Source organism: Sinorhizobium sp. 7-81 (assembly GCF_030124405.1).
Taxonomy (GTDB): domain Bacteria; phylum Pseudomonadota; class Alphaproteobacteria; order Rhizobiales; family Rhizobiaceae; genus Sinorhizobium; species Sinorhizobium psoraleae.
In genome coordinates, this window is the sequence record NZ_JASKLT010000001.1 from 1,153,311 (window position 1) to 1,166,346 (window position 13,036).

Consider the following 13,036-nt stretch of genomic DNA (forward strand, 5'->3'; position numbering starts at 1 on the left):
GTCGTCACATCGAAAGCGGCTGACCCTCATCAGCGGCCGCCGCCATTGGCGCACCGAGCGGCCCACCCATCGGTGGCTCGGATTGAAGCACGATGACGCGTGTATCCGTCGGCACCCGGCTATAGAGGTCGATGATGTCCGGATTGAAAAGCCGGATGCAGCCGCTCGAAACGGCCTTTCCGATGGACCAGGCCTCGGTGGTGCCGTGGATGCGAAACAGCGTGTCGCGGTTGCCCTGGAAAAGATAGAGCGCGCGCGGGCCAAGGGGATTGCGGATCCCCGGCTCCATGCCGCCGGCAAGCGGTCCGTAGCGTTCCGGCTCGCGTGCAACCATGTCGGACGTCGGCGTCCAACGCGGCCACTCGGCCTTGCGCCCGACACGGGCCTCACCCTGGAATTCCAGCCCCGCCTTGCCGACGCCGATCCCATATCGCAACGCCATGCCGCCATCCTGCACGAGGTAAAGGAAGCGATTCTGGGTGTCGACGACGAGCGTGCCCGGCGGTTCGGAAGTGGCATAGGCGACCTGCTGGCGCAGATAGCGGGGCTCGACCTTGCTGATGTCGGTTGCGGGAAGCGGGAACTTTTCCTCCGGCTTCGGCCCGTACATGGCGAGGTAATATGGATCCGGCCCTTTCTGCCTGGCGCTTTGGCCGCTGGTCGCGCAGTTGGCGAGAACTGACGAAACGAGGAGAAGGGCGAAGAGCCGCGCCAGGCGGCCGGCGCTGTTCCGGGACACACACATAGTTGATCCTGCTGACTGCAATAATTCCTGGACTCGGAAGCGTTCCAACGAGTGGCCCGGCTTGAGGCCCAAAAATGTCCGCGGGGAGGCGGCGCTAAGGCAGAAATGTGGCCGGCCGGCGGTGTAGCGAAAAGGCGACAGTTTCGTCCAGAACCGTTCTCGCCGCCCCATCCGAAGCCGACATATCTGTGCTTGATCCGCTTTCAAACCCGGGTGTATGCCTGTTCCATGCAGTGGAGCGATCAAGCTATCATACTCGGCATCCGGCGGCACGGCGAAAGCTCTGTCATCGCGGAAGTCATGACCGCCGCGCATGGGCGGCATCTTGGCCTCGTGCGCTCCGGCCGATCGCGTACGATGCAGCCCGTGCTGCAGCCCGGAAACTCTGTCGAAGTGACCTGGCGGGCGCGGCTTGACGAACATCTCGGCGAATTTCGGGTGGAGCCGCTTCAACTGCGTGCCGCAAGGCTGATGGAGGCGGCAACGTCCGTCTATGGCATCCAGGCCCTGGGCGCGCTGCTGCGGCTGCTGCCGGAGCGTGATCCGCACCCGCATCTCTACGAGGCGCTTGCCGTCATCGTCGACCATCTTCAGGACCCGGCGGATGCCGGGGAACTGTTCGTACGCTTCGAACTCGCCGTCTTGAACGACCTCGGCTTCGGTCTGGATCTGTCGGAATGCGCCGCGACCGGCGCGCGTCAGGGCCTCGTCTATGTCTCGCCCAAATCCGGCCGCGCCGTCAGTCGGGAGGCGGGCGCGCGCTATGCCGACCGCATGCTCGCCCTTCCGGATTTCCTGTCTCCCGGTGGGCACCAGGCGGCCGACCACGACAGCCTCGCCGCCGCGTTTCGCCTGACCGCCTATTTCCTCAACCGCCATGTCTACGAGCCACGCGGCCTCGACGCCTCCTCCGTGCGTGACGCTTTTGTTCACGCCGCGCTTAAGGCGTTGAAATCTTCTCCACCGTCTGCGGCCTGATCGAGGTCTGCTGGCAACTACTGCGCCGCGCGTCCAATCGGACGCGCAAAGGTCGCTGTAGCACCTTGAATCGCTGCATGATTTTGTCCTCAAATCGATTCCGATTTGAGGAATCATGCAGTAGGGACGATGAAGCCAGACGCCGCGTCGGCGACGCGGCGTCCGTTGTATGCGGGTCAGCCGATCCGGCCGCCGCCACGTTTGGTGACCGCCACCACCGCCGGGCGTACCGGCATGTCGTCCTTGAAATCGGGCCAGCGCGTTGCCGGCTTCTCGTAGGTGGCAAGACCTGCGTCGCCCGGGTGCTGCACGGCGAGGAAGAAAGTGTCGGACGTCGGATTGAAGCAGGGACCGCACATCTCGGCGCCGACCGGAACGCGGAAGAACAGCTTGGAAGTACCGCGTGCTCCGCCCTCGGTGTCGATCGCCCAGACGCCATCGGTGCGGCCGGTTTCCTTTTCGTTATTGCCGTCCGTCGAAACCCAAAGCCTGCCGTCGGCGTCGATCGCGCAGTTATCCGGCATGCCGAACCAGCCGTTCTTGGTCGTTGCTGTCGAGAACGACGCACCGACTTCGGCAACGCTTGGATCGCCACATTTCAGAAGCACGTCCCAACGGCTGGTGAGCGAGGCGAAGTCGCCATCGGTTTCGGTGATTTCGATGATATGACCGAAGGCGTTCTTTGCGCGCGGATTGGCGGCGTTGATTTCTTCGGCCTTGCGCTTGGTGTTGTTGGTCAGCATCACGTAGACCTTGCCGGTCTTCGGATTGGGCTGGACGTCCTCCGGACGGTCCATCTTGGTGGCGCCGAGCGCGTCGGAAGCAAGCCGGGTGTCGATCAGCACGTCGGCCTGCGAGGCAAAACCGTTCTCGGCGGTCAACGGTCCCTCGCCATGGACGAGCGGCAGCCAGGTGACGGTGCCGTCTTCATCGAACTTCGCCACATAGAGCGTGCCTTCGTCGAAGAGGTCCATGTTGGCGGCACGATCGTTCGGGTTGTAGCTGCCCTTGGTCACGAATTTGTAGACATAATCATAGCGCTCGTCGTCGCCGGTATATAGCACGACGCGCCCGTCCTTGTTGACGATGGATTCGCAGCCTTCGTGCTTGAACCGGCCAAGCGCCGTGCGCTTCTTCGGGATAGACGTCGGGTCGAGGGCATCGACTTCTACGATCCAGCCGAAGCGATTGGCCTCGGTCGGTTCCTTCGACACGTCGAAGCGATCGTAGAACTTGGACCATTCATATTGTCCGCCCGGCGCCCCAAGACGCTTCAACTGCTTGAATTCCGCATGGTCCTCGGCGATTTCGCCGCCGAAGTAGCCGTTGAAGTTCTCCTCGGCCATCATGTAGGTGCCCCAGGCGGTGACGCCGCCGGCGCAATTGTTGACCGTGCCGAAGACTTTTTTGCCGGTCGGGTCGGACGGGGTCTTCACACGGTCATGGCCGGCAACCGGCCCGGAAAGCTGCATTTCGGTGTTGAGCGTGATGCGGCGGTTGTACTTGCCGCCGAGCACCGGCTGCCACTTGCCGTCCACCCTTCGGATTTCGATGATCGTGCCGCCGTGTGCGGCCATTTCGATGTCGACGAGGTCTTTGGTGTATTCGCCAAGGGTGACCTTTTCCTCCTCGACTTCCTGACCGTCCTTGGTCACTTTCTCCTTCACGATCGAGGCGAAGGCCGGAAACATCAGTTCCGCATTGGTGTATTCATGGTTGACGACCAGCAGACCGTGGTCCGGATTGTCCTCGAGCGGAATGAACCCGACATAGTCATTGTTGTAGCCGAAGAGCTTTTCCTGGGCCGCGGCCGTCTGGTTCTTCGGGTCGAAGTCCGGGCTGTCGGCAAAAACCTTGTCGCCCCAGCGCAAGAGGATATCGGCATCATAGCCGTCGGCCACGTGATGGTTCTCGTCGATACCGGCTTCGACTTCCGTGAAGTCGAAACGCGAGGCGTCGTCGGCGCGCGCTTCATCGGCCGTCAAAAGCGCGAGCGGGCTGACTGTCGTGGAAATAGCGGCAACAGCCAAGGAGCCGCCGATGAATGAGCGGCGCGAGAAACGGCGATTGATGATGTCGCCCATGGTCGGATTGGCGGAACAGTTCTGACCGACGTCCTCCAATTCCTCCCTGCGTTCCGTCAGCGTCTTGAATTCGGTTTCTTCCGTTGAGGCGAGATGCTTGTCCATTGCCGGGTTCTCCACGTTGAACGATAGAGCCGCCGCGCATCATGCGACGTCCGTCCGTCGCTGTAGCAGCAAGTTCATGACAGTTCCGCGACAGTTCAGTGAAGAGATTGCTGCGCCCGATTGTCAATGCATTTGGCGCTTGAATGAAAACCTGTATGGTCGCAGCAGCCTGCGAAGATTGCCGCCACTGCATGATTCCTTAAATCGGAATCGATTTAATGACAAAATCATGCAGCAATTCAAAGTGCTACAGCGACCTCTGCGCGTCCGATCGGAAGCGCGGCGCTGCAGGGGAAAAGATGCTTGAAGTCATTGCCTTTGTTGCCTTTGCCATGGCGCTTGCCGCTTTTCTCGGTGGCCGCAAGACCGCGGAGCGGCTGGAAGCCGAGATCATTTCTCTGAGGGCCGAGATCGCTCGCTTGAGCGAACGACAGACCCCAGTCGAGCCTGCTCCTTCGCGGGCCGATGAGGCGCAGGCTCCCGGTACGATCGAAGTTGAAGACGAAGGCAAGGAAGACCCCTGGTCGCGGGCGGCGCGAGGCGCCCGCGAGGAGGCGGGAGGACAGGAGCAGGCCGAGGACGGTGGCCGCGACGGTCAAGTCGCTGCTGCAGCCATCGCGGAGGCTCCAACACCCTCGGCAGAAAGCCTCGAAAGCCGAATTGGCGGCCAATGGCCCGTTTGGGTCGGCGGTCTGGCGCTGGCGCTCGGCGGTTACTTCCTGGTGCAATATTCTATCGATGCGGGGCTGCTGAGCCCGACCGTCAGACTGACACTGGCGGCGGCTTTCGGTCTCGCGCTTGGGATCGCTGGCGACGTGATCCGCCGGCGTGCGATGCCGACGATTGCCGACAGGTTCCGTCATGCCATGATCCCGGGCGTGCTGACGGCGGCCGGTGCCGCCACGCTTTTCGGGGTTGTTTATGCTGCCCACGGCATCTACGGCTTCATAGGCACTGCGGCGGCATTCGTACTGCTGGCATTGATTTCGCTGGCGACGGTGGGACTGTCGTTGTTGCATGGCCAGGCCCTCGCCGGGCTTGGTCTCCTCGCTTCACTGCTCACGCCCTTGTTCGTATCAAGCGAAGCGCCCCGACCCTGGGTGCTGTTCGGCTTCCTCTCGATTGCCTGGCTTGCGACGCTCTTCGCCTCGCGCTTCCGCCAGTGGACTGTCGTGCCGACGCTCGCCAATGCCGGGCTAGGTCTCTGGGGGCTCGCCTATGTCGTGGGTGTGACACCCTTCGAGGCGTTGCCGGTCACCTTTGCGCTGCTGGTGATGATTGCTGGCGTCGGATTGATCTGGCCAGGCGGCGGCGAACGCGCAGAAAGTGCGCCGGGGGCGGGTCGCGCTGACGCCGCCGCGGCCGGACCATGGGAAAGACTGTTCGCACCCCCCTATGCGGCAGTCACCGTCTCGTCTGCGATCGCGGCAACCGTTCTCGCGCTTCTTTTCATCAGCCCGGCAGTCACCGCAGAGCGTTTCCCGGTCCAGGAATTTGTCGTGGTGATCGCAGCGCTCGCGCTGGTCGGCGCATTGAGGCCAACGGCGGTCTATCCGGCGCTGTTTGCCGCCTTCGGCGCGATCGCCGGCACGTGGAGCCTGACCGCGCTCAGCGATGTTCTTGCCTATCTCGACCCTGCACTCCCGCAACTTTCACCGGAAGTCGTCGTTCCCGGCAGCACGGCGATGCTGGCCGCGATGACGCTGGCGGCGCTCTTCGTGCTGCTCCCTTCCTTCGTGCTCGACCGGCGGCTTGGGACGCACTCGCAGTTTGCGATTCTGTGGGCAGGTATCGGCGGCGTCGTGCCGAATGCCGTGCTGGCCATGTCCTTCCTCATGACGGGAAAATTCGCCTTCGATCTGTTGCACGGGCTCGCCGGCTTTATCGGCGGCTTGTTTCTTCTCGCTTTCGTCGAGTGGCGTTACCGCCGGAGCGCAGAGACAAGAGACATGAATACAAGGGACATGGACATCGCTAGCGGACTGCTGGTGGCGGGCTCCTTCGGTCTCTTCGTCATCGGCCTGCATGCCTGGACGGATGGTCTCGCCACGACCCTTGCCGTCGCGCTGCTGGGCGCGGGATATACCTTCGCAACGCGGGCGCGCTCCTGGCCCGTTCTTCCCTGGATAACCGTCGGATCAGCTATCGTGGTTCTGGCACGGATCGCCTGGGAGCCGACGATCGTCGGCGCCGGAAATCTCTCGACGACACCAGTCTTTAATGCGCTTTTGCCAGGCTACGGCATTCCGGCATTGCTGCTGGTGGCATCCGCCTATCTGCTTCGCGCCTCATCGGCGACGCGCGTGCGCAACCTGCTGCAGGCGCTCGCAAGTCTTTTCGTGCTGCTGACGCTCGCGATCCTTGTTCGCCACGCGATGAATGGCGGCGTTCTCGACAGTTCCGTTCCGACGCTTGCGGAGCAGTCGATCTACACGCTTCTCGCAATCGGCGCGTCCGGCATATTCATGACCCTGGACACCAAGTCGCCAAGTCCGGTGTTTCGCTACGGCGGGATGGCGCTCGGCGCGCTTTCGATGCTCTCGGTGCTTTCGGCCCACCTTGCCGGTCTCAATCCCTATTTCAGCGGCGAACTGCTCGGCAGGATCCCTGTCTTCGATCTGCTCTTCATCGGTTATCTGCTGCCCGGCGTCGCTTACGCCGGCCTCGCCTGGTATGCGCGCGACAAGCGCCCTTGGCCTTATGTGGCCGCACTTGCTGTTAGCGGTGCAGTCCTCGCCTTCGCCTGGGCAAGCCTCAGCGTTCGCCGCTTCTGGCAGGGAGAGAACGTCGCTGACTGGAAGGGCTTCCTCCAGGGGGAAACATATACCTATTCGGTCGTCTGGCTGGTGCTTGGTGTGTCGCTCCTTGTCGCCGGCTCGCGCTTCGATGCGAAGAGCATCCGCATTGCCTCGGCCGTGCTCGTCTTCATTGCCGTGCTCAAAGTCTTTCTCATCGACATGTCGAATCTGGAAGGATTCCTGCGCGCCCTGTCCTTCATCGGTCTCGGTGGCGTACTGATCGGTATCGGCCTTTTCTACCAAAGAATATTGTCCAACACGGGGAATGGCGGCCGGGGCGACGCTGGGGCAGCTACAATTGGACCGGACGAGGGGACTAGCCGCGCATGACACGCCTTCCGGAACTGGCAGCCGCTTTCGCGCCTCATGACGAGCTCGCAAGAAAGCTCTTGCCGCATGCCTTTGCCGAGGACGACGGTTCACACGATGCGTCGCACCTCATTCGCGTCTGGAAAAATGCAGCGCGCATACAGGCCGAGGAGGGCGGCGACGCCCACGTTCTCGCGGCCGCCGTGCTGCTTCATGATTGCGTTTCGGTCGAGAAGAACTCGCCGCAGCGTGCCGAGGCTTCCCGGCTTGCGGCCGAGAAGGCCTGGCAAATCCTCGACGCTCTCGCCTGGCGCACGGCGGACATCTCGCCTGTCGCGCATGCCATCCTGACGCACAGCTTCTCCGCCAACCTGCCGCCTGAAACGCTGGAGGCGAAAATCCTCCAGGACGCCGACAGATTGGACGCGATCGGCATGGTCGGAGCGGCGCGCTGCTTCTATATCGCCGGACGCATGGGCAGCGGGCTCTACGATCCGCTCGATCCTCTGGCAGAGGATCGGCCGCTCGACGACAAGGCCTTCGCAATCGATCATTTCGAGACGAAGCTCTTTCGCCTTGCGGACGGATTCCAGACTGCGGCGGGGCGTCGGCATGCGAAGGAGCGGCAAGCCCGGCTGCGCAGCATACTTGCCATGCTGCTCGATGAAATCTAGAGCAGGAGGGAAAGGTGCGAAGCGGTCTCGCCCCGCATCCCGCTCCCCATGAAAATCGATCACAGCCATTCCCGATTGTCTCGACCAAAATGATGTGATCTTTCAAATGATTGGCGCCGCTCGCCGAATCAGATTGCGAGCCGCCTGAATCAGTTTCTGAACTCGGAAAGATCGACATGAAAGTGACCGGCCTCAATATCCATCCGCTGAAGAGCGGTCGCGCCATTCCGCAAGCCGCCGTGACGGTCAATATTGATGGGCTCGTCGGCGATCGGCGCTTCATGGTGGTCGAACCGGATGGCCACTTCATTACCCAGCGCGAGTTGCAGGCGTTGGCACAGGTCGAGGCGGCGCTCATCGACGGCGGCGTGCACTTGAAGATGAACGGCGACGAATTGTCCGTGCGCTTCGATCCAGGCCGCCGGCTCGATGTCCGCGTCTGGTCGAGCGACGTCGACGCTGCGGTCGCCGACGATGCCGCCAACGACGTGCTTTCCCGCTGGTTCGGGCGTGCTGTGAAACTGGTCCACATGGACGAACAGGCAGAACGCTTCGTCGGGGCCGAATGGGCGGGCGCGGCAGCTCCAGTCGGCTTTGCCGACGGCTTTCCGATTCTCATTACCACGACCGGATCGCTTGCGGACCTCAACCGCACGCTGATCGCGAAGGGGCAGCAGCCAGTCGGCATGGAGCGCTTCCGCACCAATATCCTGATCGATTGCGATGAACCTTGGGAAGAAGATTGGTGGGAAAGCCTGGAGATCGCCGGCGTCACCTTCGACCTCGTCAAGCCCTGCGCCCGATGCATCATGACCACGCAAGATCAAACCACCGGCGAGCGGACCGGCGGCAATCCGATCCAGGGCCTGTCGGAAAAGCGCATGTCCGCGGACCGGCGCGTCGCGGGCGTTCTTTTCGGCTGGAATGCCGTGCCGCGAGGCGACGGGACCGTCAAGCTCGGGCACGACGCCAAGGTCGTTCGGCGGCGCGGCGAATGCTGGCCTATGAAGGTGCGCGAACGCTAAATGATGCGCCTTCACGCGCCGCAAGAGCGGCTTTGCCGGCAGGCGCTATCAATTCCTGTGATCACATCGTCAAATTAATTGGCTTTCCTCAATATGAGCGCCGCCATAGGATGCGCCCTCACAAATCGGAGCTATCCTATGTCCGCGATTTCCTCAGCCGCCGCACGTCCAGCCGATAGCAGCCTGCCGTGGCTGATCATCGCCGCCGGTTCCATGATTGCGATGCTCACCTTCGGTCCTCGATCCGCCATGGGTTTCTTCCAATTGCCGATGCTCGCCGATACGGGGTGGGACCGGACGACCTTCGGCCTCGCAATGGCGCTCCAGAATCTCTGCTGGGGGCTTGGCCAGCCGTTCTTCGGGGCCATAGCCGACAAGTTCGGTACCTGGCGCGTGCTGGCGCTATCCGGTCTTGTTTACGCGGCGGGTCTGTTCATCATGGCCTTTGCCAATGCACCGATCTGGCTGCATATCGGCGGCGGCGTGCTCGTCGGTCTCGGCGTTGCGTCCGGTTCCTTCGGCATCGTGCTTTCGGCCTTTGCGCGCAATGTCGCGCCCGAGCAGCGCTCGCTCGCCTTCGGCATCGGCACGGCTGCTGGTTCGGCCGGCATGTTCCTGTTCGCGCCGCTGAGCCAAGGGCTGATTTCCGCCTATGGCTGGTCCGACAGCCTTGTCTATCTCGGCGTGCTGATGCTGGTGGTCCCGCTCGTCGCAATCCCCTTGCGCGGCAACGCTTCATCCGGTCGCCAGTCGGAAATGCAGTACAAGCAGACAGTCGGCGAAGCCTTGAGGGAAGCATTCGGGCATAGAAGCTATTTGCTGCTGGTGTCTGGCTTCTTCGTCTGCGGCTATCAGGTCGCCTTCATCACCGCGCATTTCCCCGCCTATATCGGCGACATCGGCATCGATGCGCGTTATGCGGTGATTGCCCTCGCCCTGATCGGCTTCTTCAACATCATCGGTTCGTTCTCAGCCGGCATTATCGGTCAGCGCTATTCGAAGCCCTATTTCCTCGCGCTGATCTATCTTGCCCGCTCGATCGCCGTTACAGCTTTCCTGCTGCTGCCGCAGTCGCCGACCTCGGTCATAATTTTCGCAATCGTTATGGGCTTGCTCTGGCTGTCGACCGTGCCGCCGACCAACGGGCTGGTGGCGATCATGTTCGGAACGAGACATCTCGGCCTGCTTGGCGGCATTGTCTTCCTTTCCCACCAGATCGGTTCCTTCCTCGGCGTCTGGATGGGCGGCTATCTATACGACCGCTTCGGTTCCTATGATCCGGTCTGGTGGCTGGGCGTCGCGCTCGGCGTGTTTGCTGCCATCGTCCATTGGCCGATCGAGGAGCGTGGTGTCGCGAGACCGGCGATGGCCTGACCGAAGACGACAATATGGATGCGCCCGAAATGGGCGCGTCCTTCTTGAAATCTGTCACAAAACTTTCTAAATCAATCGCCGCGGCTTCGCCGCTTTTGTTTTGACCTAATTATGCTCAATGTGAGCATAATTAGTAGCCGCCCAAAGCGGCGGGAGAGGAGAGACGATGACCAATCTTGACCTTCGTGCAGACGCAGCGCCAGCCCCGGCATTCGTCAGCGCGGCTGCGCGCTTCGGTGTCATCGAAAAACCGGACCTCACCTACACGCCGGCGATGGCGCGCGAAACCGCGCATCTCTACGAGAAGGTCAAGGATTTCATCCCGGCCATCGAGTGGCCCGCTTACGCGCCTTATGTTCACGCGATCAATCGTCTGAAGAAGGAGCGCAACGCCGTCATCCTGGCGCATAACTACCAGACTCCCGATATTTTCCATTGTGTGGCCGATATCGTCGGGGATTCGCTGCAGCTCGCGCGCGACGCCACCAAGGTCGACGCCGAAATCATCGTCCAATGCGGCGTGCATTTCATGGCCGAGACCTCGAAGTTGCTCAATCCGGAAAAGACCGTGCTGATCCCCGATGCCAAGGCGGGCTGCTCGTTGTCCGAATCGATCACCGGCGCGGATGTACGCCTGCTCAAGGAGCGTTATCCCGGTGTTCCGGTCGTTACATACGTCAACACCTCGGCCGAAGTGAAGGCGGAGACCGACATCTGCTGCACCTCCTCCAACGTGCTGGCGGTCGTCGAAAGCCTCGCGTCCGATACGGTCCTCTGCATTCCCGACGAATATCTCGCGATGAATGTCGCGCGCCAGACGAACAAGAAGATCCTCACCTGGAAGGGCCACTGCGAGGTTCATGAACGTTTCACCGCGGCGGAACTCCTCGCCTACAAGGAAGCCAATCCGGGCATCGAGATCATCGGTCATCCGGAATGCCACCCGGATGTCATTGCCGTCTGCGATTTTGCCGGCTCCACCTCGGGCATGATCAACTATGTCAAGGATAAGCGGCCGCCCAAGGTGCTTCTCGTCACCGAATGCTCCATGGCCTCCAATATCCAGGCCGAAGTCGAGGGTGTCGAGTTCGTCAAGCCGTGCAATCTCTGTCCGCACATGAAGCGCATCACGCTGCCGAAGATCCTCGACAGCCTGCTCAACATGACGGAAGAGGTTCTGGTCGATCCGGCTATCGCCGGTCGCGCGCGCCTTGCGGTCGAGCGCATGGTGAACCTCAAGCAGTAGTCGATGCCCGGGCCCACAGCCCGGCACTCATGCATGCGTTGGAGGAGCTACCGAGCCATGCTGAAAGACCATTTTCGCCCGCAATCTTTCAACGGCATCGATGATATCGTCATCGTTGGCGGCGGGCTCGCGGGGCTCTTCTGCGCCCTGAAGCTGGCGCCGCGTCCCGTTACGATCCTCGCCGCTGCGCCTATCGGGCACGGCGCCTCGTCCGCCTGGGCGCAAGGCGGGATTGCTGCCGCAATGAGCCCGGGCGACACTTTCGAAAAGCACGTCGCCGATACGGTCACCGCCGGTGCGGGCATCGTCGACGAGAAGATGACGCGGATGATGGTCGCCGAAGGCCCGGCGCGCATTCACGATCTGCTCGAATATGGGGTACCCTTCGACCGGGACCTCGAAGGCAAGCTTCTGCTTTCGCGCGAGGCGGCGCATTCCGAGCGGCGTATCGTTCGCGTCAGGGGCGACATGGCCGGCAAGGCGATCATGGAAGCGCTGATCGCCGCCGTGCGCAGGACTCCGTCTATCCGCATCATCGAAGGCTATGTGGTCGAGGAACTGGTTCGTGAGGGGCGCTTCATCTCCGGCGTCATCGCGAGGCCGGATGCTGGCCAGTCGAAGACCCGTGTCTCCTTCCCCGCGCGCGCCGTCGTGCTGTGCTCCGGCGGCATCGGGCATCTCTACGCCGTCACCACCAATCCGTGGGAGGCCTGTGGCCAGGGTGTCGGCATGGCGGCGCGGGCGGGCGCGATCATCGCCGATCCCGAATTCGTCCAGTTCCATCCGACCGCGATCAATATCGGCAAGGACCCGGCGCCCTTGGCCACGGAGGCGCTGCGTGGTGACGGCGCCGTGCTTGTCAATTCCGCGGGTCATCGTTTCATGCTCGACATTCACCCCGACGGCGAGCTCGCGCCGCGGGACATTGTCTCGCGCGGCGTTTTCGCCGAAGTGCAGGCCGGGCGTGGCGCCTTCCTCGATTGCACCAAGGCGGTGGGCAAACATTTCCCCGAAATGTTCCCGACCGTTTATGCCTCCTGTGTCGCGGCCGGCATCGATCCGGTGACGCAACCGATCCCGGTTGTTCCGGCGGTTCACTATCACATGGGCGGCGTGCTGACCGACGGGCAGGGCCGCACCTCGATCGATGGTCTCTGGGCGGCAGGCGAGGTGACCTCGACCGGCGTTCACGGCGCCAACCGTCTCGCTTCCAACTCACTGCTCGAAGCCGTGGTCTTCGCCGCGCGCATCGCGGAAAGCATCAAGGGCACCTTGCCGGCGCCGAAGCTCACCGAATGGGGCGATAATGCCGGCGAGAACGACGATCCGGTGACGGTCGAGGACAGCCCGCCGTTCAAGATCCTGCGCGGCCTGATGAGCGACTGCGTTGGCGTTATCCGTACCCGCGAGAGCCTGACGCGGGCGATCCGCGAGATTGCAACGCTGGAGCGTTCCAACAGCCGCCTGCGCTTCGCCAACATCATCACCACTGCAAAGCTCATCGCTGTCGCCGCGCTTCAGCGCACCGAGAGCCGCGGCGGCCATTTCCGCGCGGACTGCCCGGCCGAGCGCCCCGAATGGCAGCGCCGCACCTACTTGACGCTGGCGCAGGCCGAGCGCCTGGCCGCGGAGGTGGCCGAAACCGAGCCGGCGTGACAGCCGGCCGGATATCTCCAAGCGTTATCGACGATAGAGCAG

At 62.4% G+C, this 13,036-nt stretch carries 9 protein-coding genes; 7 read left to right on the forward strand and 2 right to left on the reverse strand.

From position 1 onward, the window contains the following. Positions 1–4: 4 nt before the first annotated feature. Positions 5–745, reverse strand: coding sequence for a L,D-transpeptidase (locus QN224_RS05550; protein ID WP_283975849.1), 741 nt, complete (start codon positions 743–745; stop codon positions 5–7). A 228-nt stretch (positions 746–973) separates the two neighbouring features. Here QN224_RS05550 and recO point away from each other — a divergent pair, with 228 nt between their 5' ends. Next, positions 974–1,723 carry a DNA repair protein RecO gene (recO, locus tag QN224_RS05555; RefSeq protein ID WP_283975850.1) on the forward strand — a complete coding sequence of 250 codons (750 nt, stop codon included), beginning with the start codon at positions 974–976 and terminating at the stop codon, positions 1,721–1,723. A gap of 176 nt (positions 1,724–1,899) precedes the next feature. Here recO and QN224_RS05560 read toward each other — a convergent pair whose 3' ends face one another. Then, positions 1,900–3,912 carry a PhoX family phosphatase gene (locus QN224_RS05560; RefSeq protein WP_283975851.1) on the reverse strand — a complete coding sequence of 671 codons (2,013 nt, stop codon included), beginning with the start codon at positions 3,910–3,912 and terminating at the stop codon, positions 1,900–1,902. Between the two features lie 299 nt (positions 3,913–4,211). On the opposite strand from QN224_RS05560, the gene QN224_RS05565 reads away from it, so the two are divergent. The 6 genes from QN224_RS05565 (at position 4,212) to QN224_RS05590 (ending at position 12,994) form a co-directional block, all read left to right on the forward strand. Continuing rightward, positions 4,212–7,040 (forward strand): DUF2339 domain-containing protein, encoded by a 2,829-nt coding sequence (locus QN224_RS05565; protein ID WP_283975852.1) that lies wholly within the window; start codon positions 4,212–4,214, stop codon positions 7,038–7,040. Further along, positions 7,037–7,693 carry an HD domain-containing protein gene (locus tag QN224_RS05570; protein ID WP_283975853.1) on the forward strand — a complete coding sequence of 219 codons (657 nt, stop codon included), beginning with the start codon at positions 7,037–7,039 and terminating at the stop codon, positions 7,691–7,693. Before QN224_RS05565 ends, QN224_RS05570 begins: the two co-directional genes overlap by 4 nt. A 176-nt stretch (positions 7,694–7,869) precedes the next feature. After that, positions 7,870–8,718 (forward strand): MOSC domain-containing protein, encoded by an 849-nt coding sequence (locus tag QN224_RS05575; RefSeq protein ID WP_283975854.1) that lies wholly within the window; start codon positions 7,870–7,872, stop codon positions 8,716–8,718. Positions 8,719–8,856: 138 nt separating this feature from the next. After that, positions 8,857–10,092 (forward strand): MFS transporter, encoded by a 1,236-nt coding sequence (locus QN224_RS05580; RefSeq protein WP_283975855.1) that lies wholly within the window; start codon positions 8,857–8,859, stop codon positions 10,090–10,092. A gap of 166 nt (positions 10,093–10,258) precedes the next feature. Next, positions 10,259–11,338, forward strand: coding sequence for a quinolinate synthase NadA (gene nadA / locus QN224_RS05585; protein WP_283975856.1), 1,080 nt, complete (start codon positions 10,259–10,261; stop codon positions 11,336–11,338). A gap of 57 nt (positions 11,339–11,395) precedes the next feature. After that, positions 11,396–12,994 (forward strand): L-aspartate oxidase, encoded by a 1,599-nt coding sequence (locus QN224_RS05590; protein WP_283975857.1) that lies wholly within the window; start codon positions 11,396–11,398, stop codon positions 12,992–12,994. Positions 12,995–13,036 lie beyond the last annotated feature (42 nt).